20 protein-coding genes and 1 tRNA gene are annotated in these 22,080 nt (G+C 68.8%); 11 read left to right on the top strand and 10 right to left on the bottom strand.

Going from position 1 to position 22,080, the window contains the following annotated elements:
• Positions 1-36: 36 nt before the first annotated feature.
• Positions 37-111 (bottom strand) — tRNA-Gly (locus M9945_RS20580).
• A 278-nt stretch (positions 112-389) separates the two neighbouring features.
• Positions 390-1,628, bottom strand: coding sequence for an ROK family protein (locus tag M9945_RS20575; protein WP_367946022.1), 1,239 nt, complete (start codon positions 1,626-1,628; stop codon positions 390-392).
• 226 nt (positions 1,629-1,854) lie between these two features.
• Here M9945_RS20575 and xylF point away from each other — a divergent pair, with 226 nt between their 5' ends.
• The 3 genes from xylF (at position 1,855) to M9945_RS20560 (ending at position 5,314) form a co-directional block, all read left to right on the top strand.
• Positions 1,855-2,910 carry a D-xylose ABC transporter substrate-binding protein gene (gene xylF, locus M9945_RS20570; RefSeq protein WP_367946021.1) on the top strand — a complete coding sequence of 352 codons (1,056 nt, stop codon included), beginning with the start codon at positions 1,855-1,857 and terminating at the stop codon, positions 2,908-2,910.
• 295 nt (positions 2,911-3,205) lie between these two features.
• The gene (locus M9945_RS20565) at positions 3,206-4,516 is read left to right on the top strand and encodes a sugar ABC transporter permease (RefSeq protein ID WP_367946020.1); all 1,311 of its coding nucleotides are present in this window, start codon (positions 3,206-3,208) and stop codon (positions 4,514-4,516) included.
• A 12-nt stretch (positions 4,517-4,528) separates the two neighbouring features.
• Positions 4,529-5,314: an ATP-binding cassette domain-containing protein gene (locus M9945_RS20560; protein WP_367928661.1), complete on the top strand. Its 786-nt coding sequence runs from the start codon at positions 4,529-4,531 to the stop codon at positions 5,312-5,314.
• A 167-nt stretch (positions 5,315-5,481) separates the two neighbouring features.
• On the opposite strand, the gene M9945_RS20555 is transcribed toward M9945_RS20560, so the two are convergent.
• Together M9945_RS20555 and M9945_RS20550 are read right to left on the bottom strand one after the other, a co-directional pair.
• Positions 5,482-5,748, bottom strand: coding sequence for a glycine zipper domain-containing protein (locus tag M9945_RS20555; RefSeq protein ID WP_367928662.1), 267 nt, complete (start codon positions 5,746-5,748; stop codon positions 5,482-5,484).
• A gap of 71 nt (positions 5,749-5,819) precedes the next feature.
• The gene (locus M9945_RS20550; protein WP_367928663.1) at positions 5,820-6,155 is read right to left on the bottom strand and encodes a hypothetical protein; all 336 of its coding nucleotides are present in this window, start codon (positions 6,153-6,155) and stop codon (positions 5,820-5,822) included.
• A gap of 108 nt (positions 6,156-6,263) precedes the next feature.
• Between M9945_RS20550 and M9945_RS20545 the strand changes: the two genes are divergently transcribed.
• The 4 genes from M9945_RS20545 (at position 6,264) to M9945_RS20530 (ending at position 9,930) form a co-directional block, all read left to right on the top strand.
• Positions 6,264-7,181: a site-specific tyrosine recombinase XerD gene (locus tag M9945_RS20545; RefSeq protein ID WP_367946019.1), complete on the top strand. Its 918-nt coding sequence runs from the start codon at positions 6,264-6,266 to the stop codon at positions 7,179-7,181.
• Positions 7,182-7,280: 99 nt separating this feature from the next.
• Positions 7,281-8,231, top strand: a complete 951-nt coding sequence (locus M9945_RS20540) for an acetyl-CoA carboxylase carboxyltransferase subunit alpha (RefSeq protein ID WP_367928665.1) — start codon at positions 7,281-7,283, stop codon at positions 8,229-8,231.
• Between the two features lie 272 nt (positions 8,232-8,503).
• Positions 8,504-9,691, top strand: coding sequence for a L,D-transpeptidase family protein (locus M9945_RS20535; protein WP_367946018.1), 1,188 nt, complete (start codon positions 8,504-8,506; stop codon positions 9,689-9,691).
• An 8-nt stretch (positions 9,692-9,699) separates the two neighbouring features.
• Entirely contained in the window at positions 9,700-9,930 is a 231-nt protein-coding gene (locus M9945_RS20530) for a sulfurtransferase TusA family protein (RefSeq protein WP_367946017.1), read from the top strand.
• A gap of 203 nt (positions 9,931-10,133) precedes the next feature.
• Here the strand turns inward: M9945_RS20530 and M9945_RS20525 are convergent, their stop codons facing one another.
• A complete protein-coding gene (locus tag M9945_RS20525; protein WP_367946016.1) occupies positions 10,134-11,240 on the bottom strand; it encodes a GTP-binding protein in 1,107 nt (368 codons plus the stop codon).
• Positions 11,241-11,244: 4 nt separating this feature from the next.
• Entirely contained in the window at positions 11,245-12,345 is a 1,101-nt protein-coding gene (locus M9945_RS20520) for a D-alanyl-D-alanine carboxypeptidase family protein (RefSeq protein WP_367946015.1), read from the bottom strand.
• A 162-nt stretch (positions 12,346-12,507) separates the two neighbouring features.
• On the opposite strand from M9945_RS20520, the gene M9945_RS20515 reads away from it, so the two are divergent.
• Positions 12,508-13,677 carry a M20 aminoacylase family protein gene (locus M9945_RS20515; RefSeq protein WP_367946014.1) on the top strand — a complete coding sequence of 390 codons (1,170 nt, stop codon included), beginning with the start codon at positions 12,508-12,510 and terminating at the stop codon, positions 13,675-13,677.
• 4 nt (positions 13,678-13,681) lie between these two features.
• Here M9945_RS20515 and M9945_RS20510 read toward each other — a convergent pair whose 3' ends face one another.
• On the bottom strand, positions 13,682-15,196 hold the full coding sequence (locus M9945_RS20510; RefSeq protein ID WP_367946013.1) for an aldehyde dehydrogenase (NADP(+)): 1,515 nt from the start codon (positions 15,194-15,196) through the stop codon (positions 13,682-13,684).
• A 159-nt stretch (positions 15,197-15,355) separates the two neighbouring features.
• Between M9945_RS20510 and M9945_RS20505 the strand changes: the two genes are divergently transcribed.
• Entirely contained in the window at positions 15,356-16,396 is a 1,041-nt protein-coding gene (locus M9945_RS20505) for an Ldh family oxidoreductase (protein WP_367946012.1), read from the top strand.
• 271 nt (positions 16,397-16,667) lie between these two features.
• On the opposite strand, the gene catB is transcribed toward M9945_RS20505, so the two are convergent.
• The 3 genes from catB to M9945_RS20490 form a co-directional block, all read right to left on the bottom strand.
• Positions 16,668-17,318, bottom strand: coding sequence for a type B chloramphenicol O-acetyltransferase (gene catB / locus M9945_RS20500; protein WP_367946011.1), 651 nt, complete (start codon positions 17,316-17,318; stop codon positions 16,668-16,670).
• A gap of 319 nt (positions 17,319-17,637) precedes the next feature.
• Positions 17,638-18,597 (bottom strand): dihydrodipicolinate synthase family protein, encoded by a 960-nt coding sequence (locus M9945_RS20495; protein WP_367946010.1) that lies wholly within the window; start codon positions 18,595-18,597, stop codon positions 17,638-17,640.
• A gap of 307 nt (positions 18,598-18,904) precedes the next feature.
• A complete protein-coding gene (locus M9945_RS20490; protein ID WP_367946009.1) occupies positions 18,905-19,636 on the bottom strand; it encodes a GntR family transcriptional regulator in 732 nt (243 codons plus the stop codon).
• A gap of 187 nt (positions 19,637-19,823) precedes the next feature.
• Here M9945_RS20490 and M9945_RS20485 point away from each other — a divergent pair, with 187 nt between their 5' ends.
• Positions 19,824-21,056, top strand: coding sequence for an NAD(P)/FAD-dependent oxidoreductase (locus M9945_RS20485; protein WP_367946008.1), 1,233 nt, complete (start codon positions 19,824-19,826; stop codon positions 21,054-21,056).
• A gap of 13 nt (positions 21,057-21,069) precedes the next feature.
• Positions 21,070-22,071 carry a 4-hydroxyproline epimerase gene (locus M9945_RS20480; protein ID WP_367946007.1) on the top strand — a complete coding sequence of 334 codons (1,002 nt, stop codon included), beginning with the start codon at positions 21,070-21,072 and terminating at the stop codon, positions 22,069-22,071.
• Positions 22,072-22,080: the final 9 nt, after the last annotated feature.

Here is a 22,080-nt window from a genome sequence, read left to right as displayed (position 1 = left end):
CCGCGGAATTCCGCGGCTTTGGACTGGTTGGGAAACTGGAGCGGGCGAAGGGATTCGAACCCTCGACCCCAACCTTGGCAAGGTTGTGCTCTACCCCTGAGCTACACCCGCTCACGCGGTTCCTGCCCGCGCGAGGTGCTTATATGCCGAGTTCATCGGCGATTGCAACAGGAAAAGCGGGGCGTTCTGCATGCTTCCCGCCTTTTCCGGTGCGGGGCCTTCAGGTGCGATTTTGCGCATTGCCGGGCGGAGACTCCGGCCTTGGGCGGGGCGGTCGCAGGCGGCGGGAACACTATGGAGAACGGCAGGTCGCCGGGTGGGCCGTTCTCGCGGCGCTGGTGATCGAAGGGCAGCCTTCGCACTTTATCCTACGCGACACGGCCCCGCGCTCAAGCTTCCGCCATCTGTCTGGCCATGGTGCCGGCGGCGAAGATCTCCTGGTCGACGAAGGCGAGGGCTTGGCGGGCGCAGCCCTCGCGGATCAGGGGCGTCTCGTCGGCGGCGATGGCGAGGGACACCGGGGCGTCGTCGTGCTGGCCGCCGGCGGTGCGGGCGAGGGCGGCGCGCAGCGCCGGTTCGATCACGTCGAACGCCGCCGTGCCGTTGCCGACGAAGACGACCGGGGCGGGGTCGATCAGCGCGAACAGGCTGCCGAGGCCGAAGCCGAGCGCCTCGCCGGCGCGCTCGAACGCCTCGCGTGCGCGTCCCGGACCCCGGCGCGCCGAGGCCGCGAGCTCGGCCATGGTGCCGTCGTCGATGTCGGCGGCGGGCGGCGCGTCGCCGCTCTCGCCGCTCGCATGCCGGAAGATGGCGTAGTTGCCGGCATAGGCCTCGATGCAGCCATGGCGGCCGCAGCGGCACAGCGCCCCGCCGGGGATGTGGATCATGTGGCCGAACTCGCCGCCCGAGGAGCGTGCGCCGGAAAACAGGCTGCCGCGCTGCACCAGCCCCATGCCGATGCCGTTGGACAGGAGGATGGCGACGAAATTGTCGCGGTAGCGCTCGGGCTCGCGCGCCTTCAGCGCCACCGCGATCATGTTGCAGTCGTTCTCGACGGTGACGGGGACGGAGAACTCCGCCTCCAGCGCGTCGGCGAAGGCGACGTTCGAATGCGGCGTGATCGGCGACCATAAAAGGGTGCGCGCGGCCGAATCCGTGATGCCCTGGATGCCGAGCGCCATGCGCAGCACCGGGCCGTGGCCGCCCCCGGCGGCGGCGAGCGCGCGCCGCACCGCGGCCTTCACCGCCTCGAGGAGCCCGGCGCGCGATAAGGTGAGCGTCGCCGGCCGCGTGTCGTCGCGGGCGATCTCCTTCCCGGCATAGTCGATCAGCGTCGCCGAAAGCGCGTTCAGCGACAGGTCGATGGCGACGACGCTCGCCGCGCCGGGGGCGAGGCCGAGCGCGACCTGCGGCCGGCCGCGCTTCAGGGCGCCGCTTTCGCCACCGCGGATCTCGGCGAGGATGCCTTCCTCGATCAGGCTGGCCGAGATGGTCGAGATGGTGGAGTGGCTGAGCACTGTCGCCGCGGCGATCTCGGTGCGCGAGGGCTGGCCGACGCGCCGCACGGCGGCGATCACCATGGCGCGGTTCTGCCTGCGCAGGTCGTCGTGGCGCACGCCCACCGTCATTATCCGGCTTCTCCTCCCGTCGGCCGCTGTCCCATGTTTTGCCCGGGCGCTTCTGCCCGTCCCGCGCCGGCCATGCAAGTCCGATCATGGGGCCCGCCATGGCGGGCGGCGAGGATATTGACACGCGCTTTCGACTGAGTCATTCTTTTTTTCGAAGCTCGAAAAAATAGCTTCGCATCGCAGCAGGGCAAGTCATTCGCGCCCCGCGGGCGCAGGGAGGAACATCATGAAGAAGCTTGCAACCGCCATGCTGGCGGGCGTCGCCATGTCGGCCGTCTGGTCGCTCGCCGTGTCCGGCCCGGCCTTCGCCGAGGGCAAGACGGTCGGCGTGTCCTGGTCCAACTTCCAGGAGGAGCGCTGGAAGACCGACGAGGCCGCGATCAAGGCGGCGCTCGAGGCTGCCGGCAACACCTATATCTCGGCCGACGCGCAATCGTCCGCCGCCAAGCAGCTGACCGACGTCGAGGCGCTGATCAGCCAGGGCGCGGACGCGCTGATCATCCTGGCGCAGGACGCGTCGGCCATCGGCCCGGCGGTCGAGAAGGCTGTCGCCGAGGGCATCCCGGTCGTCGGCTACGACCGGCTGATCGAGAACCCGGACGCGTTCTACCTCACCTTCGACAACAAGGAAGTCGGCCGCCTGCAGGCGCGCGCCGTCTTCGAGGCGCAGCCGGAAGGCAACTACGTCTTCATCAAGGGCAACGGCGCCGATCCGAACGCGGACTTCCTGTTCGCCGGCCAGATGGAGGTGCTGAAGGAGGCGATCGATTCCGGCAAGATCAAGAATGTCGGCGAGGCCTATACTGACGGCTGGCTGCCGGCCAACGCCCAGCGCAACATGGAGCAGTTCCTGACCGCCAACAACAACGACGTCGACGCGGTCGTCGCCTCAAACGACGGCACGGCCGGCGGCGCCATCGCCGCGCTGGAGGCGCAGGGGCTGGCCGGCTCGGTGCCGGTCTCCGGCCAGGACGGCGACCACGCCGCGCTCAACCGTATCGCGCTCGGCACCCAGACCGTCTCGGTCTGGAAGGACTCGCGCGAGCTCGGCAAGGCGGCGGCGGAGATCGCCAACCAGCTCGCCGACGGCACCGCGATGGCGGACGTCGAGGGCGCGGTGAAGTGGGCCGACGGCCCGAACAAGGTCGAGATGAACGCGATCTTCCTCGCCCCCAACCCGATAACCCGTGACAATCTCAACGTGGTGATCGATGCCGGCTGGGTGTCGAAGGACGTCGTCTGCCAAGGCGTCGCCGCCGGCACGGTCGCGGCCTGCAACTGATCGCGCCAGCCGACGGGTGATGGCGCTGCCCCTCACCTGCCTGCCGGCATCCTCTCCCCGCAAGCGGGGAGAGGAGACACTGCCGCCACGTTGCCGCTTTCCCCCTTCTCCCCGTTCACGGGGAGAAGGTGCCCGGAAGGGCGGATGAGGGGCAGCGCAAACGTTGAAATGTGAAGCGTCCCCGTTTGATGAAAGCGGCGGCGTCCGGCCGGGAAGAGGGGGCATTCCGGTTCCCACTTTCGGGCGACATGCGCTACGATGGACGATCCGGCCCCGCCGGAAGGGAGGAACGATCATGTCGGACGCAGCACTGCGCGCCCCGGCCGACACCGCGCGCTCGAGCGCGCTCGGCCCGGTCGGCCGCTTTCTGAAGGCCACCGAGCTCGACACCCGCATGCTCGGCATGATCGGCGCGCTGGTCCTGATCTGGGTCGTGTTCCACGTCCTGTCGGGCGGCCTCTTCCTGACGCCGCGCAACCTGTGGAACCTCTCGGTCCAGTCTGCTTCCGTTGCGGTGATGGCGTCCGGCATGGTGCTGGTCATCGTCACCCGCAACATCGACCTGTCGGTCGGCTCGATCCTCGGCATCTGCGGCATGATCATGGGCGTGATTCAGGCGCAGTACCTGCCCTCGCTGCTCGGCTTCGGCCATCCGGCGACGTGGATCCTCGCCGCGCTTGCCGGCCTCGTCGTCGGCGTCTCGATCGGGGCGCTCCACGGCTACGTCATCGCCTATCTCGGCGTGCCGGCCTTCATCGTCACGCTCGGCGGGCTTCTGGTCTGGCGCGGCGCGGCCTGGTGGGTGACGAGCGGCCAGACCGTGGCGCCGATGGACGCCACCTTCCGGCTGATGGGCGGCGGCGCCGACGGCGCCATCGGCGCGGGCTGGAGCTGGATCGTCGGCCTCGCCGCCTGCGCGGCGGTGGCGCTGATGCTGGTCAACGCCCGGCGGCAGCGCAAGCGGTTCGCGTTCCCGCTGCGCCCCGTCTGGGCCGAATTCTTCCTCGGCACGGTCGCCTGCGTGCTGATCCTCGGCGCGGTCTGGGTGGCCAATTCCTACCCGTGGCCGGTCGGCATCGTGCGCCGCTACTATCAGGCGCAGGGGCTGGAGGTTCCGGCGGGCGTGTTCATCGCCCACGGCATCGCCGTGCCGGTGCTGATCGCGCTCGGCGTCGGTATCGCCATGACCTTCGTCGCCACCCGCACCCGCTTCGGCCGCTACGTCTTCGCCATCGGCGGCAACCCCGAGGCGGCCGAGCTCGCCGGCATCAACACGCGTTGGGTGACGATGAAGATCTTCATGATCATGGGCGGCCTCGCCGCCATCGGCGCGATGATCTCGACCGCGCGGCTCAACGCCGCCACCAATGCGCAGGGCACGCTCGACGAGCTCTTGGTCATCGCCGCCGCCGTCATCGGCGGCACCTCTCTGTCGGGCGGCGTCGGCACCATCGCCGGGGCGATGCTGGGCGCGGTGCTGATGCAGTCGCTCGCCTCGGGCATGATCCTGCTCGGCGTCGACACGCCGCTCCAGAACATCGTCGTCGGCCTCGCGCTCGTCATCGCGGTGTGGCTCGACACCGTCTATCGCCGCCGCGTGGGATAGGGAGGAACCGCCATGACCGCAGGAACGCCTCTCGTCGAGATGAAGAACATCTCGATCTCCTTCGGCGGCATCCACGCCGTCGACGACGCCTCGATCGACCTTCACGCCGGCGAGGTGGTGGCGCTGCTCGGCCACAACGGCGCCGGCAAGTCGACGCTGATCAAGATCCTGTCCGGGGCCTATCGCCGCGACGCGGGGGAAATCCTCGTCAACGGCGAGGAAGCGAAGATCGACAACCCGCGCGACGCCAAGAAATACGGCATCGAGACCATCTACCAGACGCTGGCGCTGGCCGACAACGTCGACGCCGCCGCCAATCTGTTCCTCGGCCGTGAGCTGCGCACCCGATGGGGCACGCTCGACGACGTGGCGATGGAATCGCAGACGCGCAAGGTGATGGGCCGGCTCAACCCGCGCTTCCAGCGGTTCAAGGAGCCGGTGATCAAGCTGTCGGGCGGCCAGCGCCAGTCGGTGGCCATCGCTCGCGCCATCCACTTCAACGCCCGCATCCTGATCATGGACGAGCCGACGGCGGCGCTCGGGCCCCAGGAGACGGCACAGGTCGGCGAGCTGGTGCGGCAGTTGAAGGACGACGGCATCGGCATCTTCCTGATCAGCCACGACATCCACGACGTATTCGATCTCGCCGACCGCGTCTGCGTGATGAAGAACGGGCAGGTCGTCGGTACGGCCCGCACCGGGGACGTCACCAAGGACGAGGTGCTCGGCATGATCATCCTCGGCAAATGCCCGCCCGGCGCGACGCCGGGGCCGGGCGCGATGCAGGCGGTGGCCTGAGACCCGAGGCTTGAAAACCGGCTGCCCGCGCTTCTGGCCCGGCAGGGCGGCCAAGAGAAAAGGGAGCCGACCGGCTCCCTTTTCTTGTTCCGGTTTCGAGTCCGGAGGATGCTTGTCTTGACACAATTCCGGACGGAAAAGTGCTTCACACTTTTCCTGGAACTGCTCTAGCGGCAGCGCGCCTCGTAGACGCGGCCGTACTCGTCGCGATAGCGGCACCAGCCGGGCCGGTCGGCCGAACGGCCGATCAGGTAGCCCGCGGTTCCGCCGATCGCCGCGCCGGCAATGGCGCCGCTGGCGCGACCGGTAGCCAGACCGCCGATCGCCGCGCCCATGGCGGCGCCGCCGACTGCGGTCTGCTCGGCCGTGGTGCAGCCAGACACCAAACCGCCAAGCATCACGACCGATGCGGCTGCGATCATCAATTTCTTCATCCGTGCCTCCATGATATTCGAGAGAACCCTTCCCGCCAGAACATGACGGCAAGTTGTGACGCGATCAAGTCCTACCGGCGCGCGACGGTTTCAGTTTCTTTGCCGCCGCGATTCGACGCAACCAGAACTTCTCCCGGCGAATAAGGTTCCACCCATGCCGAAAGTTTGCCGTCCGAGGTGACGTCCCAGACGATCTCGGCATCGGTCTCCGTCAGCAGCGGGTCGACTTCGAAGCACTGCGCGAACATGCGCGGCGCGGCGTCCTCGTGGCGGACGGAGATGGCGGGGCGCTCGGCCTCGCAATCTTCTACGGTTTCATAGATCGCCGTGGGCGTCGGCATTTCCCGGCATTCGGCCAGATCGGGCGAGCACCCGACGATCAGCAGGAAGGCAGCGATGTGTTCCATGACCGTGATCCTTTCGATTTATTAACGCGCCGTTGCCGCGCCGGGTTCCGCTTCACCATTCGGCAAGCGGTTTCGTGGCAGGCTGACGCCGGATAGGAAGGGAGCGCGATGAGCACGGCGGTCAGGCTGGAAGCCTTTCTCGAAATGATGAGCGCCGAGCGCGGCGCGAGCGACAACACGCTCGCCGCCTACCGCCGCGATCTCGAGGACGCCTCGGCCTTCCTCGGCGGCCGGCTGGCCGATGCGGCAACCGACGACATCCGCGCCTTTCTCGACGAGGTGGCGCGACGGGGCTTCGCGGCCTCCTCGCAGGCGCGCAAGCTGTCCTCGCTGCGCCAGTTCTTCCGCTTCCTCTACGCGGAGGGGCTGCGCGCCGACGACCCGACCGGCACGATCGACGCGCCGCGCAAGGAGCGCGCCCTGCCGAAGACCATGCGCGAGGACGCGGTCTCGCGGCTCATCTCCCGGGCGGAGACCGAGAAGCGCGAGGCGGAGGGCGACCCGGTCGCCCACACGGCAGCCTGCCGGCTGCATGCGCTCGTCGAGACGCTCTACGCCACGGGCCTGCGCGTCTCGGAGCTGGTCGCGCTGCCGCTGACCGTGGCGCTGCGCGCCGAGCGCTTCTTCATCGTGCGCGGCAAGGGCGGCAAGGAGCGCGTCGTGCCGCTGTCGCATGGGGCAAAGGCCGCGCTTGGCGAATGGGTCGCCATGCGCGCCGCGCAGCCGGAATGGAAGGAAAGCCTCCATCTGTTCCCGTCATCCTCGGAGAGCGGCCATCTGCCGCGCCAGGTTTTCGCACGCGATTTGAAGGCGCTTGCCGGCCGCGCCGGCGTGCCGGCGGCGAAAGTGTCGCCGCACGTGCTGCGCCACGCCTTCGCCAGCCATCTGCTGCAGAACGGCGCGGACCTGCGCGCGGTGCAGCAGCTGCTCGGCCATTCCGACATCTCGACGACGCAGATCTATACCCATGTGCTCGAAAACAGGCTCACCGAGACGGTCGCGCGCCATCATCCGCTTGCCGACTAGGCCTGCTATCGTTATGTGAAGCTCAGTTTTTGCTCGCGAAAGGTGCCGCAGGGCCGCCTTTCACCTGATTTGACCCCGCGTTCGGAACCATCACGGCGGATGTTCAACTATCTCGATTTCGAAAAGCCGGTCGCAGACCTCGAAGGCAAGATCCTGGAGCTGAAGAAGCTCCCGGACAGTGGCGAGGCCGTCGATGTCGGCGACGAGATCGCCCGGCTGGAGAAGCGCTCGCAGGAGGCCCTGCGCGACATCTACCGCCAGTTGACGCCATGGCAGAAGGTGCAGGTGGCGCGCCATCCCGACCGGCCGCACTGCCTCGATTACGTGCGCGCGCTATTCACCGAGTTCACGCCGCTGGCCGGCGACCGCGCCTTCGCCGAGGACGAGGCGCTGGTGGCCGGCTTTGCCCGGTTCCGCGGCGAGCCGGTGGCGGTGCTCGGGCTCGAGAAGGGCAACGACACGAGCACGCGCCTCAAGCACAATTTCGGCAGCGCCCGGCCGGAGGGCTACCGCAAGGCGGTGCGGGTGATGGAACTCGCCGACCGCTTCGGCATTCCCGTCGTCAGCCTCGTCGACACGGCCGGCGCCTATCCCGGCATCGGCGCGGAGGAGCGCGGCCAGGCCGAGGCCATCGCCCGCTCGACCGAAGCCTGCCTCGGCTTGAAGGTGCCGAACATCTCCGTGGTCATCGGCGAGGGCGGCTCCGGCGGGGCCATCGCCATCGCCGTCGCCAACCGGGTCTACATGCTGGAGCACTCGATCTATTCGGTGATCTCGCCCGAGGGCGCGGCCTCGATCCTGTGGCGCGACACGACGCGCTCGAAGGACGCGGCGACCTCGATGAAGATCACGGCGCAGGACCTGCTCGAGCTCAGGATCATCGACGCGATCATCGCCGAGCCGCTCGGCGGCGCGCACCGGGGGCGGGAAGCCATCATCGACGCCACCGGCGAGCAGATCGCCAAGGGCTTCGCCGAGCTGCGCCAGACGCCGACGGATTATCGCGAGCACCGCCGCGAGAAATTCCTCGCCATGGGCCGGGGCCTTTAGAGCAATTCCAGGAAAAGCGTGAAGCGGTTTTCCGTCCGGAGTTGCGGGAAAACAAAGGGACAAGCCCTGCCGGCAGCCATCGTCCTGCCACAAATTTGCCGCGCGCATCCGCTCAATGGCTTCTGCAATCGATGACTTTCGTGTGAGCGCCGATTGGTAAAGATTGCGGTAAGGGAATTTCAAGGTTAACCCGCCATGGTCGGGTTCAGGGGCAATATCGTTTCGGGGACGGACGGCCCCGGATCCATGATGAAGGCACGATCCGCACGCACATGAAAACGGGTCTCACAAAAACGGGCTTCGCGCGCGCCGGCATCCTCGCCGCGGCAATCGGCCTCGCCGGCGTCCTTGCCGGATGCACCGAAGCAACCTTGAGCGACGTTTCGTCGGCCAAGGCGAACAAGCAGCTCCCGCAGGAGCTGGTGCAGTCGATGCGCGCCAAGGGCATGACCACGACCTCGCCGATCATGGTCCGCATCTTCAAGGAAGAGAGCAAGCTCGAGGTCTGGAAGCAGAAGGACAACGGCCGCTACGACCTCGCCGCCTCCTACGACATCTGCAAATGGTCGGGCAGGCTGGGGCCGAAATTCACCGAGGGCGACCGGCAGGCTCCCGAAGGCTTCTACATGGTGCGCCCGCACCAGATGAACCCGAAGTCGAGCTATCACCTGTCCTTCAACATCGGCTTCCCCAACGTCTACGACCGCGCCCATGGCCGCAGCGGCCAGCACCTGATGGTGCATGGCGCGTGCTCCTCGGCCGGCTGCTACTCGATGACCGACGAGCAGGTCGAGCAGATCTACGCCTTCGCCCGCGATGCCTTCAGGGGCGGGCAGACCGAGTTCCAGATCCAGGCCTTCCCCTTCCGCATGACCGCCGCCAACATGGCGCGCTACAAGGACGACCCGAACTACGAGTTCTGGAAGATGCTGAAGGAAGGCTACGACCACTTCGAGATCACCAAGGTGCCGCCGAAGGTGGACGTGTGCGAGAAGCGCTACGTCTTCAACCGCATGCCCGAGGCGGGCCGGACCTTCCAGGCAACCGCCGCCTGCCCGGTGACGACCCAGCCGGCCAGCCTCGAGGTCGCCTATCGCAGCTACCAGTCGAGCTATGACAGCGCGTTCTCCGCGGCGCTGGCCGGGCAGGGCAAGGCGTCGACGCCGTCGCCCTCCATCGCCGGCATCAAGGAGGCGAGCCTCGTCGCCGACTGGTCGCGCCGCCGTGCCCGCGGCGAGAAGGTGACTCGCGAGCCGCCGACGCTCGACCGGCCGCAGATCCTCGCCGCCGAGCGGGCAGCGCCCGCCGCCGCGCAGCCGATGCCGACGACGACCGCGAGCGTGCCGACGCCGTCGCCCGCCGCGCCGGAGCCGCAGGCGCAGGAAGCCGCGCAGGCGGCGCCCGAGGCCGCGCCGCAGCCCAGCGTGCGCAAGCGCCTCCTCGGCATGTTCGGCGGCTAGCCTCCCCGGTGAGTAGCGAGGCGGACGTCTACGATCTCAAGGGGCTCAACTGCCCGTTGCCGGTGCTGCGCGCTCGCAAGCGACTGGCCGGCATGCGGCCGGGCGGGCTTCTATGGGTCGAGACCACCGATCCGCTCGCCGTCATCGACATTCCCGCCTTCTGCACCGAGGACGGCCACAGGCTGGTTTCCAGCGAGGCGACGGCCGGCGGCCATCGCTTCCTGATCGAGCGCGGGTGACGCCAGCGGCCGCCAGATAGCGATTCTTATCTTCTGCTCGCTTGGCGCTGCCCCTCATCCGGCCCTTCGGGCCACCTTCTCCCCGTGAACGGGGAGAAGGAAGAAGCGGCGGCGTTGCGGCAGGTCCTCCTCTCCCCGTTCACGGGGAGAGGATGCCGGCAGGCAGGTGAGGGGCAGCGCCTGCGGTGCAGACGTCCTGCCGGCTAACCCCTGAACCCGGCGATCGCCAGCGGGTTGTCCTGAAGCGCGGCGCGGTCGGGCGTGTCGGGGGCCGGCTCGTCCATGAAGGCGGCGAAGAGCCGGGCGGCGTAGTCGTCCGGCATGTCGCAGGTGATCAGCACGATGCGGGTCCCGCGCGCGCCGGCCGGCCATGCCGGAAGCTGCACCGGAGAGTGCAGAAGCTTCTGCACGCCATGGATGACCAGCGGCCGCTCCGGGTCCTCGGCCAGCTCGATGATGCCTTTCATGCGCAGCAGTTTCTCGCCCTGCGTGGCGCGCAACAGGTCGAGGAACGCCTCGACCGCCGCAAACGGCATCGGCCGGTCATAGGTCAGCGAAACCGTGGCGATGCGGTGGTCGTGGTGGTGATGGTGGTGATCATCATGGTCGTGGTCGCCATGGATGTGGTGATGGTGGGCGTGCTCCGTCTCGCCCAGCCAGCGGCGCACGTCCGCCGTCTTTGTCTCGGGGGCGTACAGCCCGCAATTCACCAGCGTCGCGGCGGGCGCACGGTCCTCGGCGTCGATGATCGGCGCGGCGGGGTTGAGGCGGCGCAGCCGCTCGCGCAGGCCGGGGAGCTCGCCCGGCGCGGCAAGCCCGGTCTTGGTCAGGACCAGTCGGTCGGCGACCGCAACCTGGCGCACGGCTTCCTCGTGGGCGTCGAGCGTCGCCGCGCCGTTGACGGCGTCGACGACGCAGACGACGCCGTCGAGCCGGAGCGCCTGCATCAGCACCGGATGGGCCATCACCGATTGCAGCACCGGCACGGGATCGGCCAGCCCGGTCGTTTCGATGACGATGCGCTCGAGCGGCGCGATACGGCCGGTCTGCATCCGCTCTATCAGGTCGGCCAGCGTGTCGACCAACTCGCCCCGCACCGTGCAGCACAGGCACCCGTCCGACAGCTCGATCACGCCGTCGCTCGCCTTCTCGACCAGCAGGTGGTCGATGGAGACCTCGCCGAACTCGTTGATGATGACGGCGGTGTTGGCGAGCGCCGGGTCCTTCAGGAGCTGGTTGAGCAGCGTCGTCTTGCCGGCGCCGAGGAAGCCGGTGACGACCGAGACGGCGACGGGCCAGTCGATCTCCATCGCCTCAGCCGCCCTGCGCCATGGCTTCGGGGGTGTAGTCGGGGCGCGGCGTCGGGGTCGGCACGTCGGCATATTCCGGCACGTCCGGCTTCGGCCCGGTGGCGCCGCCGAGCGCGACGGCGATCACCTGCGGCTCGCGCAGCGGCTCCTTCGACAGATGCGGCGAGGTGTAGACCGGCTTCCCTTCCGGCCCGCGCGCCTCGGTCACGGCCTTCCAGTGCTCGGACGTGCAGATGACGGGCCGCAGGTTGACGGCCGATGCCGGCTCCTTGCCGCTCGGCCGCAGCTGGCCGAGATAGGGCGCGTCGTCGCCCGGCAGGCCGAAGCCCCGCGCCAGCATGTTGGCCGCCTTGTCGGCGCGCGCCTCGACCGACGATTCGCCGAGCACCACCGCGAGCAGGCTGCGCCCGCCGCGCGTCGCCGTGGCGATCAGGTTGAAGCCGGAGGGGCAGGTGTAGCCGGTCTTCATGCCGTCTGCGCCCTGGAAGCGCAGGATGAGGTCGTTGTGGTTCTCCATCAGCGTCTTGCCGGAGACGATCGCCTCGATGGAATAATAGTGCCGGTATTCGGGGAACTCGTTGCGCATCGCCATCGCCAGGATGGCGAGGTCGCGCGCGGTGACCGTCTGCTCGTCGGCATGCCAGCCATGCGGGTTGAAGAAGTGGCTGCCGCTCATGCCGAGGCGGGCGGCCTCGGCGTTCATGCGCTTGGCGAACTCGGCGCGCGAGCCGGTCAGGCTTTCGGCGACGGCGGTGGCGACGTCGTTGGCGGACTTGACCATCAGGATCTTGATGGCGTTGTCGACGGTCAGCACCGAGCCGGGCTTGTAGCCCATCTTGCTCGGCGGTTCCTTGGCCGCGCGCTCCGAGATGCGCACCGGCGATTGAAGCGTGATCTCGCCGGCCTTGATGGCGCGGAACAGCACGAAGGTCGTCATCAGCTTGGTCAGCGAGGCCGGATACCAGGGCGCGAAGGCGTCCTCCTCTTCCAGCACCTTGCCGGTGCCGAGGTCGACCAGCACGGCCGGTCCTGCCCCGGCCGGCACGGCCGCGGCCAGCGCGAACGCCAGTCCGGCTGCCGGGAGAATGCGTGCGGAAATCGTCATGCGCATGGCTTCGTCCGTATTCGCCTCTTGCCGCAATCGTGCCGGGGTCTTTATGGTCGGCGACCCGTGCTGCTCGTTGCGCAGCTATCTAGCCTATGTGTCGCCAGAATGGCAAAGCCCAAGCCCGCCGGGCGTCGGGCCGAGAATCAAGGAAATCCCGCCATGCCGATCCTGAACCGCGCCGCCGAGCTTCACGATGAAGTGACCGGCTGGCGGCGTCACCTCCATGCCATGCCGGAGATCCTCTACGAGGTGCACGAGACGGCGGCCTTCGTCGCGGAGAAGCTGCGGGAATTCGGCTGCGACGAGGTGGCGACCGGCATCGGCCGCACCGGCGTCGTCGGCATCATCCGCGGCGCGCTGGGCGAGGGCGCGACGGTCGGCCTGCGTGCCGACATGGACGCGCTGCCGCTCACCGAGGCCACCGGCAAGCCCTGGGCCTCGAAGACGGCGGGGAAGATGCATGCCTGCGGCCATGACGGCCACACCGCGATGCTGCTCGGCGCGACGAAGTATCTTGCCGAGACGCGGCAGTTCGCCGGCTCCGTCGCCGTCATCTTCCAGCCGGCCGAGGAGGGCGGCGCCGGCGGCAAGGCGATGGTCGACGAGGGGATGATGGAGCGGTTCGGCATCTCCAGCGTCTTCGGCATGCACAACATGCCGGGCCTGCCGGTCGGCCGGTTCGCCATCCGGCCGGGGCCGATCATGGCGGCGACGGCCGAATTCAGCATCGCTGTCGAGGGCAAGGGCGGCCACGCGGCGATGCCGCACACCACGCTCGATCCGGTCGCGGCGGCGAGCCAGATCGTGCTGGCGCTGCAGACCATCGTCTCGCGCACCGTCGATCCCATCGATTCGGCCGTGGTCTCGGTGACGAAGTTTCACGCCGGCGACGCCTACAACGTCATCCCGCAGACGGCGAAGCTCGCCGGCACGGTGCGGACCCTGCGCGACGAGGTGGCCGAGCTCGTCTTTTCCCGCATGAAGGCGATCTGCGACGGCATCGCGGCGGCGAGCGGCGTCGGCGTCGATCTCGTCATCGACGTGAACTACCCCGTCACCCGCAACCACCCGCAGGAGGCGGAGTTCGCCGCCGGGGTCGCGGGCGCGGTGGCGGGCGCGGCCAATGTCGACCCGGCGGTGCTGCCGGTGATGGGCGGCGAGGATTTTTCCTACATGCTCAACGCGCGGCCGGGCGCCTTCATCTTCGCCGGCAACGGCGAGACGGCCGGGCTGCACAGCCCGGCCTACGACTTCAACGACGAACTGATCCCCTACGGCATCTCCTACTGGGTCAGGCTCGCCGAGACGGCGCTGGCGCGCCGGGATTAAGCGATCAATCGCAATCGGCCGGCAGCAGCGCGGCCGGGATGTTCTGGTAGCTGACCGGGCGCAGGAAGCGGCGGATCGCCATGGTGCCGACCGAGGTGGCGCCGAAATTGGTCGAGGCGGGGTAGGGGCCGCCATGCACCATGGCGTCGCAGACCTCGACGCCGGTGGGCCAGCCATTGGCCAGCACCCGGCCGGCCTTGCGCTCCAGAACCGGCATCAGCGCCCGGCCGAGCGCGGTGTCGCCCTCGTCGAGATGCAGCGTCGCGGTCAGCTGGCCCTCGAAGCTCTCTGCCAGCGCCACCATGTCCTCGGCTTTGCCGACGCGGACGACGACGCCGAGCGGCCCGAACACCTCGTGGCCGAGCGCGCGGTCGGCCATGAAGGCGGTGGCGGTCGTCTCGTAGATGTTGGGCGCGGCGGCCCGGCCTTGCGCGTCCGCCTCGTGGATCGCCCCGACGCCGTCATGGCCGGAAAACAACGCCTTGCCGCGCCGGAAGGCGTCGGCGATGCCGTCCGTCAGCATGGTCTGCGGCCCGACGGCGGCGAGCGCTTCCCTGGCCGCGGCGACGAAGCGGTCGGCGTCCTCGCCGTCGGTGACGATGATGACGCCCGGATTGGTGCAGAACTGGCCGCAGCCCATGGTCAGCGAGCCGGCCCAGCCCTTGCCGATCTCGTCGGCGCGGGCGGCGAGCGCCTGCGGCAGCAGGAAGACGGGGTTGACGCTGCCGAGCTCGCCGAAGAACGGAATCGGCTCCGGCCGCGCAGCGCACAGGTCGAACAGCGCCCGGCCCGCCGCGAGCGAGCCGGTGAAGCCCACCGCCTTGATCGCCGGGTGCCTGACCAGCGCCTCGCCGGCGGCGCGACCGTCGCTCTGGATCAGCGAGAAGGTGCCGGCGGGCATGCCGGTCTTTTCGATCGCCGCCCTGATCGCCTCGGCGACGATCTCGCCGGTGCCGGGATGGGCGGGATGGCCCTTGACCACGACCGGGCAGCCGGCGGCCAGCGCCGAGGCGGTATCGCCGCCGGCGGTGGAGAAGGCGAGGGGGAAGTTCGAGGCGCCGAACACCGCGACCGGGCCGACCGGACGCTGGACCAGCCGGATTTCCGGGCGCGGCAGCGGCTTGCGCTCCGGCAGCGCCTTGTCGACGCGCCGGTCGAGATAATCGCCGGCCAGGATGTGCGCGGCGAACAGGCGAAGCTGTCCGGTGGTGCGCCCGCGCTCACCCTCCAGCCGCGCCGCCGGCAGGCCGGTCTCCTCAGTGCCGATCTGCGTGATCGCCGCGGCCCGCGCCTCGATCTCGTCGGCGATGGCCTCGAGGAAGGCGGCGCGCTCGGCGCGGCTCTTGTTGCCGTAGACGGGGAAGGCCCGCGCTGCGGCCTCGGCCGCGGCCGCGACATGCTCCGCCGTGCCGACGGAAAAGTCGTGCGCTTCGCCGGAGGCCGGCTGCGAACGGAAGGTTGCGCTACCCGCGACCCATTCGCCTGCGATAAGGTGCTTGCCGTGCGGCGTGAAGATCATGGCTGGATTCTCCGGTCGGAGTGGAGGGAGGGAACACGGGCCGGCCTGATCGGCGGCACGGGCTTGCAATAGTTTTTCAATCTTGCATACAGAACGTATGCAATATTTCAACCCCCGCGATCCGCCACCAGCGGCACGACGGGCGATAAGGGAGAGGACATGACGGGCACGACCACATTGACCTTCGAGGCGCTGACGGAGCTGATCGGGGAGATTTTTCTCAAGGCGGGCTTTTCCCCGCTTGCCGCCGCCTCGCTGGCGGCGACGATCGCGGCCGGCGAGCGCGACGCCTGCAAGTCGCACGGCGTCTATCGCGTCGAGGGCTGCCTGCGCACGGTCAAGGCCGGCAAGGTGGTGCCGGATGCGGTGCCGGAGGTCGAGGACGACGGCGCGTCCGGCATCATCCGCGTCGACGCGATGAACGGCTTTTCCGGCCCGGCCTTCGAGGCGGGCGCGCCGCTGGTCGCGGCGCGGGCGAAGAAGCTCGGCATTGCTGCGCTGGTCATCAACCGCTGCACGCATTTCTCGGCCCTGTGGCCCGAGGTCGAGACGCTGACCGGCATGGGCGTTGCGGCGCTCGCCATGTGCCCGTCCTATGCGACGGTCGCGCCGGCCGGCGGCACCAGGCCGCTGCTCGGCACCAACCCCATTGCCTTCGGCTGGCCGCGCCCGGGCACGACCCCTTACGTGTTCGACTTCGCGACCAGCGTCGCGGCGCGCGGCGAGATCGAGCTCTATCGCCGCGCCGGCAAGGCGATGCCGGAGGGCTGGGCCGTCGATGCCGCCGGCCAGCCGACGACCGACCCGGCCGAGGCGCTGGCCGGCGCGATGCTGCCCTTCGGCGGCCACAAGGGCTCGGCGATCTCGACCATGATCGAGCTGCTGGCCGGCGCGATGATCGGCGACCTGACCAGCACCGAGGCGCTCGACTGGCTCGGCACGACGACGCTCGCGCCGCATCACGGCGAGCTGATCCTCGCCTTCTGCCCCGAGCGGTTCGCGGCCGGCCGGGCCGATCCCTTCGCCAAGGCGGAGGCGCTGTTCGAGGCGGTCGCCGGGCAGGGCGCGCGCCTGCCCTCGCAGCGCCGCTTCACCGCCCGCGCGAAGGCCGCGGCGGAGGGCATCACGCTCACCGCCGAGGAGATGGCGCTGATGGAGCGCCTGCGCGACAAGGGGCTGGACGCGGTGCAGACGCTGTAGGCCGTACTCCGCCTGCTCTATCGCGTGTCGCACCGTATGTGCACCATCGGTGCCGACGACGCTGGCCCCTCATCCGGCTGCCGCCACCTTCTCCCCGTAAATGGGGAGAAGAGAACTGCCGTCCTTGCTTTCGCCAATCGCAAGCGTGGCAAAGGGGATGAGGCGGTGTGGCCGGCATTCCTTCTCCCCGTTTACGGGGAGAAGGTGCCCGAAGGGCGGATGAGGGGCAGCGCAGGCGGTCGAAGATCGCGCTCCTCCCGGAATGGATACTCTAGCTGGCGGAAAGCCCCTCCGGCCGGACCTTCTCCAGCCAGTGGCGGTGCAGGGCCTCGACGTCGCCGCTGGTCAGCACCTTCATCGCGGCGGCGAGCTGCTCGTCCGGCCAGTCCCACCACCTCATCTCGATGAGCAGCCGCACGCGCTCGTCGTCGAACCGCTTGCGGATGGTGCGGGCCGGGTTGCCGCCGACGATGGCGTAGGGCTCGACGTCGCGCGTCACCAGTGCCCGGGTGCCGATCACCGCACCGTCGCCGATCCTGACGCCGGGCATGACGATGGCTTCCGAGCCGATCCAGACGTCGTTGCCGATCACGGTGTCGCCCGCGGGCGCGAAGCCGTTGCGCGCCTCGGCGAACGCCTCGACCTCGGACATCCAGTAGAACGGGAAGGTGCTGATCCAGTCGGCGCGGTGCCCCTGGTTGCCGGCCATGATGAACGCCGCGCCCGAGCCGATCGAACAGAAGCTGCCGACGATGAGCCTGTCGGCGCCTTCGTCCGGCACGAGGAAGCGGGCGCAATCGTCGAAGCCGTGGCCGTGATAATAGCCCGAATAGTAGCTGTAGCGGCCGACGACGATGTTGGAGTTGGTGACCTGACGGTCGAGCGTGATGCCCCGGAACGGGCTTTCGAAAAAATTGTCCATGGGAATGCTCTCTGCATGGGAAGCCGATGGAATCGGCCATTGCCGCCTGCGGGGCAGGCGCACACCAACGAGGCGGGCGGCGCGGGGGCCGCTCGCGCTCAGGCTTCTCGCGTCAGAGACGCGGAAGCGCGATGCAGGGGGTACTCGGACAGGACTTCATGGCGCGCATCTTACGCATTCAGGCTCGTCGCGCCAAGGGCGATCGCGCGCCGTTCGGCTTCGCGCGGCGCGGAAAAGCAGATGGCGGAAGCCGGCTCCATGGCCGGCTTCCGCCATCTCCGTTTCGATCCCGCGACCTGCCGCCGCGGGCGCCTTTACGTCAGGCGGCGTATTTCTGCACCGCGCCGGTGCGGGCGATCCATGCCGCGTACCAGGCGTCGAACAGCTTGAGCTGGGCCTCGGCATAGCCGCGCTGGCTCGGCGAGAGCGCGTCGTCGGCGTTGAAGTGCAACTCGTATTCCGCGTCGCCCTTCAGCACCATCAGGTACTTGTAGTAGAGGACGAGGTCCGGGCCTTCGTCGTAGGACGACAGCACGTTCAGCGCCTCGGAGAGCTCGCCCGCGAGCAAGCGGGCCTCGGCGTCGCCCTTGGCAGCCGCGCGCGACAGGGCGCACAGGTGCAGGATTTCCTTCGGCAGCACGTTGCCGATGCCGGTGATGGCGCCGACCGCGGCGCAATTGACGAAGCCGTGGACGACGGTGGTGTCGACGCCGATCATCAGCAGCACGTCGTCCTGGCTGGTCATGTGCTCGGCCGCGTAGGTCAGCGCGTCGGCGCCGCCGAATTCCTTGAAGCCGACGAGGTTCTTGTGGTCGGCGCGCAGCGCGAAGAACAGGTCCGCCTTGGTCTCGTAGCCGTAATAGGGGCTGTTGTAGATCACGGCCGGAAGCTGGGGTGCGGCCGAAAGGATGGCCTTGAAGTGGTTGCGCTGGGCGGCGACCGACTGGCCGCGCGACAAGAGGCGCGGGATGACCATCAGGCCCTTTGCGCCGACCTTCTGGGCATGGGCGGCATGGGCGGCGGCCGAGGCGGTGTTGACCGCGCCGGTGCCGACGATGACCGGAACGCCCACCTTGACCAGGCGCTCGACGCCTTCCATGCGCTGCGCGTCGGTCAGGAGGGGCCAGTCGCCCATCGAGCCGCAATAGACGACGCCCGACATGCCGGCGGCGACCAGTTCCTTGCCCTTGCGCACCAGCGCGTCGAAATCGGGGCTGCGGTCGGCCTTGCACGGCGTCATCAGCGCCGGGATGCAGCCGAAGAAAATGTCGAGATTCATGCGATCCTCCTTCAAACGACCCTGCCTGCCGCCAGTGCTCCTGCATCGTTGGGATGCCTGCTGGCCTTCCCGCGACGGCGCGGCCCTCAAGCCTGCGCTCCCATCCGGAATGGTCTTACAGTACCACTTGTATTTTATTTGTCGACAAGAAAACGCGTATATTGTCGAAAAAATAAAAAGCCATATCTTTTCAACGCACTGTCCTGTGACGATCCACGCGAGACGGGCGGAAAAAGCCGCATGTACCGGCCGAAGGGGCGATGGGTGGCCGGCGGGCGGCGGGCTGGGGCCTCGCCGGTGCCGGAAGTCAGATGTCGATCTGGGCGTTGACGCCTGTGTCGGCGGTGATCGAGGCCTGGATGTGGCGGACGATCTGCGCGGCGTGCAGGCCCGCCAGCCGGTCGGCCTCGACGACGTCGCGGGCGATGACGGCGGCGATCATCTCCTCGTGCTCGTCGACATATTGCGGCGGCAGCACGTCCTGGAACGAGGAATAATAGAGCCGCAGGATGCGCCGCCCCTCGTCGAGCAGCTGGCGGAACAGCTCGGTGTAGTAACGGTTGCGGCCGGCGCGGGCGATCTCGAGGTGGAAATCGCGGTTGGTGGCGATCATCGCCAGCGCGTCGCGCGCCCCGACCGCGTCGGTGAACGCGCCCTGCGCAGCGCGGATGCGGGCGATGTCCTCGCCCTGGTGGTTCGCCGCCGCCAGCCGCGTGGTGACGCGGTACATCAGCGTCAGCGCGTCGAAGAAATGCGGCAGGTTGAGGAAATCGATGTTGGAGACGATGGTGGCGCGGTTGGGCAGGGTGGTGATCAGCCCCTCGGCCGCCAGCCGCACCAGCGCCTCGCGGATCGGCGTGCGCGACAGCGAGAAGCGCTCGGCGAGCTGAAGCTCGTCGATCGGGCTGCCGGGCTCCAGCTTCAATTCGACGATCTCGTTGCGCAGCTTCTCGTAGACATGGCTGACGCCGGAGCCGCGGCGATGGCCGCCCGCGGCCTCGTCCTTGTCGCCGTCGCGTTTCTTCGCTTGCTTCGCCATTCACGGCTCCCGCATCGTTCGTGACCTGAAACATTCTGCCGCCGGAGGCGGAAGGCACCATTCTTAAACGTCCGTGCGAAGGCATGAAAGAGCGGGTCGCCGCTTATATCGCCTCGATATTTTGTTTGTCGACAGAGCGAATGCAACCTATAAGGAAAGCATCATTCGCAGACAGGATTGAAGCGTCATGAAGATCGGCGTGATCGGGGCGGGCGTCGTCGGCGTATCGGCCGCGCTGGCGCTCGCCAAGCGCGGCCACGAGGTCACGGTTTTCGACCGCGAGGGCGTGGCGGCCGGGGCCTCGCGCGGCAATGCCGGCGCCTTCGCCTTCGCCGAAATCATCCCGCTGGCGACGCCGGGCGTCATGCGCAAGGCGCCGTTCTGGCTGTTCGATCCGAACGGGCCGCTCACCATCCCGCCGGCCTACATGCTGCGCATCGCGCCGTGGCTGTTCTCGTTCTGGCAGGCGAGCCTGCCCGGCCGCTACCGCGCGGCGGTCGCGGCCCAGAGCGCGCTGATGGCGCATTCGGCGGCGGCGCTGGAGCGGCTCGTCGCCGTGCACGGGCTCCAGGACATGCTGCGCCGCGAGGGCCAGCTCCAGCTCTACGAGGGCGAGAAGGAGTTCAGCCGTAGCCTGCGCGAGTGGGAGGAGCGGCGCGGGGCGGGCGTCGAGTTCACGCTCTTGGAAAGCCGCGGCGCGATCGCCGAGATCCAGCCCGGCGTCGCCGAACGCTTCACCCATGGCGGCTTCACGCCCGGCTGGGTCAACGTCACCGATCCGGCCCTGTGGGTGGAGCGGCTGGCCGAGGAATTCACGCGGGCGGGCGGACGCATCGAGCGCGCCGACATCCGCGCCATCGCCGCCTCGCCCAGCGAGGCGCGCATCACCGGCCCTGAAGGCGACTGGCGCTTCGAGCGCGTCGTCCTCGCGGCCGGGGCGTTCTCCGGGCGGCTCTCGCGTCAGCTCGGCCTGCGCCTGCCGCTTGAGACCGAGCGCGGCTACAACACGACGCTTCCCGCGGGCGCGTTCGACCTGCGCACCCATGTCACCTTCTCCGGCCACGGCTTCGTCGTCAGCCGCATCGGTGAGGGTATCCGCGTCGGCGGCGGAGTCGAGCTCGGCGGGCTCCATCTTCCGCCGCGCATGGGCCGCGCCGAGGCGCTGCTCACCAAGGCGGCCGCCTTCCTGCCGGGCCTGAAGACGGGAGGCGGAACGCAATGGATGGGGTTCCGCCCGTCGATGCCCGACAGCCTGCCGGTGATCTCGGCCGCGCCGCACAACCCGGCCGTGGTGCTCGCCTTCGGGCATGGGCATCTCGGGCTCACCCAGTCGGCCGGTACGGCCGAGCTGGTCGCCGACATCGTCGAGAACCGGCCGCCGGCCATCGACATTACCCCTTACCGTGCATCGCGTTTCTGAAAGAGCGTCTGAGATGGCAAACCATACCTTTCAATGCATCGACGGCCACACCTGCGGCAATCCGGTGCGGCTCGTCGCCGGCGGCGGCCCGCGCCTCGAGGGCGCGACCATGACCGAGCGGCGCGCGCATTTCCTCGCCGAATACGACTGGATCCGCACCGGCCTGATGTTCGAGCCGCGCGGCCACGACATGATGTCCGGCTCGATCCTCTACCCGCCGACGCGGCCCGACTGCGACGTCGCCGTGCTGTTCATCGAGACGTCCGGCTGCCTGCCGATGTGCGGCCACGGCACCATCGGCACCGTCACCATGGCGATCGAGAACGGGCTGGTGACGCCGAAGGAGCCCGGCAGGCTCAAGCTCGACACGCCGGCCGGCCTCGTCGTCGCCGAATACCGGCAGGAAGGCCGCTTCGTCGAGGAAGTGCGGCTGACCAACGTGCCCGCCTTCCTGCATTCCGAGGGGCTGACGGCAGAGGTCGAGGGGCTGGGCGAGATCGCGGTCGACGTCGCCTATGGCGGCAATTTCTACGCCATCGTCGAGCCGCAGCCGAACTTCCGCGACATGGCCGATTTCTCGGCCGGCGAGCTGGTCGGGTGGAGCCCGAAGCTGCGCGCCGCGCTCAACGCGAAGTACGAGTTCGTCCACCCGGAGAACCCGGCGATCCGGGGCCTGAGCCACATCCTGTGGACCGGCGCGCCGAAGCACCCGGAGGCGACCGCCCGCAACGCCGTGTTCTACGGCGAGAAGGCCATCGACCGCTCGCCCTGCGGCACCGGCACCTCGGCGCGCATGGCCCACTGGGCGGCGAAGGGCCGGCTGAAGGTCAGCGACGAATTCATCCACGAAAGCATCATCGGCAGCCTGTTCAGGGGCCGGGTCGAGGCGGCGGTCAAGGTCGGCGACCGCGACGCCATCATCCCCTCCATCGGCGGCTGGGCGCGCCAGACCGGCTTCAACACCATCTTCATCGACGACCGCGACCCCTACGCCCACGGCTTCACCGTGCTATGATCGCGCGGG

It is taken from the genome of Aquamicrobium sp., assembly GCF_023954335.1.
GTDB lineage: Bacteria > Pseudomonadota > Alphaproteobacteria > Rhizobiales > Rhizobiaceae > Aerobium.
The sequence above is the reverse complement of the archived record's forward strand: the minus strand, read 5'-3'. Positions and strand labels throughout refer to the sequence as shown.

Excerpts from the sequence above, each read along its gene's own strand:
- M9945_RS20525 (WP_367946016.1), bottom strand. The coding sequence starts at position 11,240 with ATGGAGATCGACTGGCCCGTCGCCGTCTCGGTCGTCACCGGCTTCCTC.
- M9945_RS20520 (WP_367946015.1), bottom strand. The coding sequence starts at position 12,345 with ATGACGATTTCCGCACGCATTCTCCCGGCAGCCGGACTGGCGTTCGCG.
- M9945_RS20505 (WP_367946012.1), top strand. The coding sequence starts at position 15,356 with ATGACGGGCACGACCACATTGACCTTCGAGGCGCTGACGGAGCTGATC.
- M9945_RS20550 (WP_367928663.1), bottom strand. The coding sequence starts at position 6,155 with ATGGAACACATCGCTGCCTTCCTGCTGATCGTCGGGTGCTCGCCCGAT.
- M9945_RS20545 (WP_367946019.1), top strand. The coding sequence starts at position 6,264 with ATGAGCACGGCGGTCAGGCTGGAAGCCTTTCTCGAAATGATGAGCGCC.
- M9945_RS20555 (WP_367928662.1), bottom strand. The coding sequence starts at position 5,748 with ATGAAGAAATTGATGATCGCAGCCGCATCGGTCGTGATGCTTGGCGGT.
- M9945_RS20575 (WP_367946022.1), bottom strand. The coding sequence starts at position 1,628 with ATGACGGTGGGCGTGCGCCACGACGACCTGCGCAGGCAGAACCGCGCC.
- M9945_RS20485 (WP_367946008.1), top strand. The coding sequence starts at position 19,824 with ATGAAGATCGGCGTGATCGGGGCGGGCGTCGTCGGCGTATCGGCCGCG.
- M9945_RS20560 (WP_367928661.1), top strand. The coding sequence starts at position 4,529 with ATGACCGCAGGAACGCCTCTCGTCGAGATGAAGAACATCTCGATCTCC.
- M9945_RS20495 (WP_367946010.1), bottom strand. The coding sequence starts at position 18,597 with ATGAATCTCGACATTTTCTTCGGCTGCATCCCGGCGCTGATGACGCCG.
- M9945_RS20490 (WP_367946009.1), bottom strand. The coding sequence starts at position 19,636 with ATGGCGAAGCAAGCGAAGAAACGCGACGGCGACAAGGACGAGGCCGCG.
- M9945_RS20535 (WP_367946018.1), top strand. The coding sequence starts at position 8,504 with ATGAAAACGGGTCTCACAAAAACGGGCTTCGCGCGCGCCGGCATCCTC.
- M9945_RS20510 (WP_367946013.1), bottom strand. The coding sequence starts at position 15,196 with ATGATCTTCACGCCGCACGGCAAGCACCTTATCGCAGGCGAATGGGTC.
- M9945_RS20515 (WP_367946014.1), top strand. The coding sequence starts at position 12,508 with ATGCCGATCCTGAACCGCGCCGCCGAGCTTCACGATGAAGTGACCGGC.
- M9945_RS20565 (WP_367946020.1), top strand. The coding sequence starts at position 3,206 with ATGTCGGACGCAGCACTGCGCGCCCCGGCCGACACCGCGCGCTCGAGC.
- M9945_RS20480 (WP_367946007.1), top strand. The coding sequence starts at position 21,070 with ATGGCAAACCATACCTTTCAATGCATCGACGGCCACACCTGCGGCAAT.
- catB (WP_367946011.1), bottom strand. The coding sequence starts at position 17,318 with ATGGACAATTTTTTCGAAAGCCCGTTCCGGGGCATCACGCTCGACCGT.
- xylF (WP_367946021.1), top strand. The coding sequence starts at position 1,855 with ATGAAGAAGCTTGCAACCGCCATGCTGGCGGGCGTCGCCATGTCGGCC.
- M9945_RS20540 (WP_367928665.1), top strand. The coding sequence starts at position 7,281 with ATGTTCAACTATCTCGATTTCGAAAAGCCGGTCGCAGACCTCGAAGGC.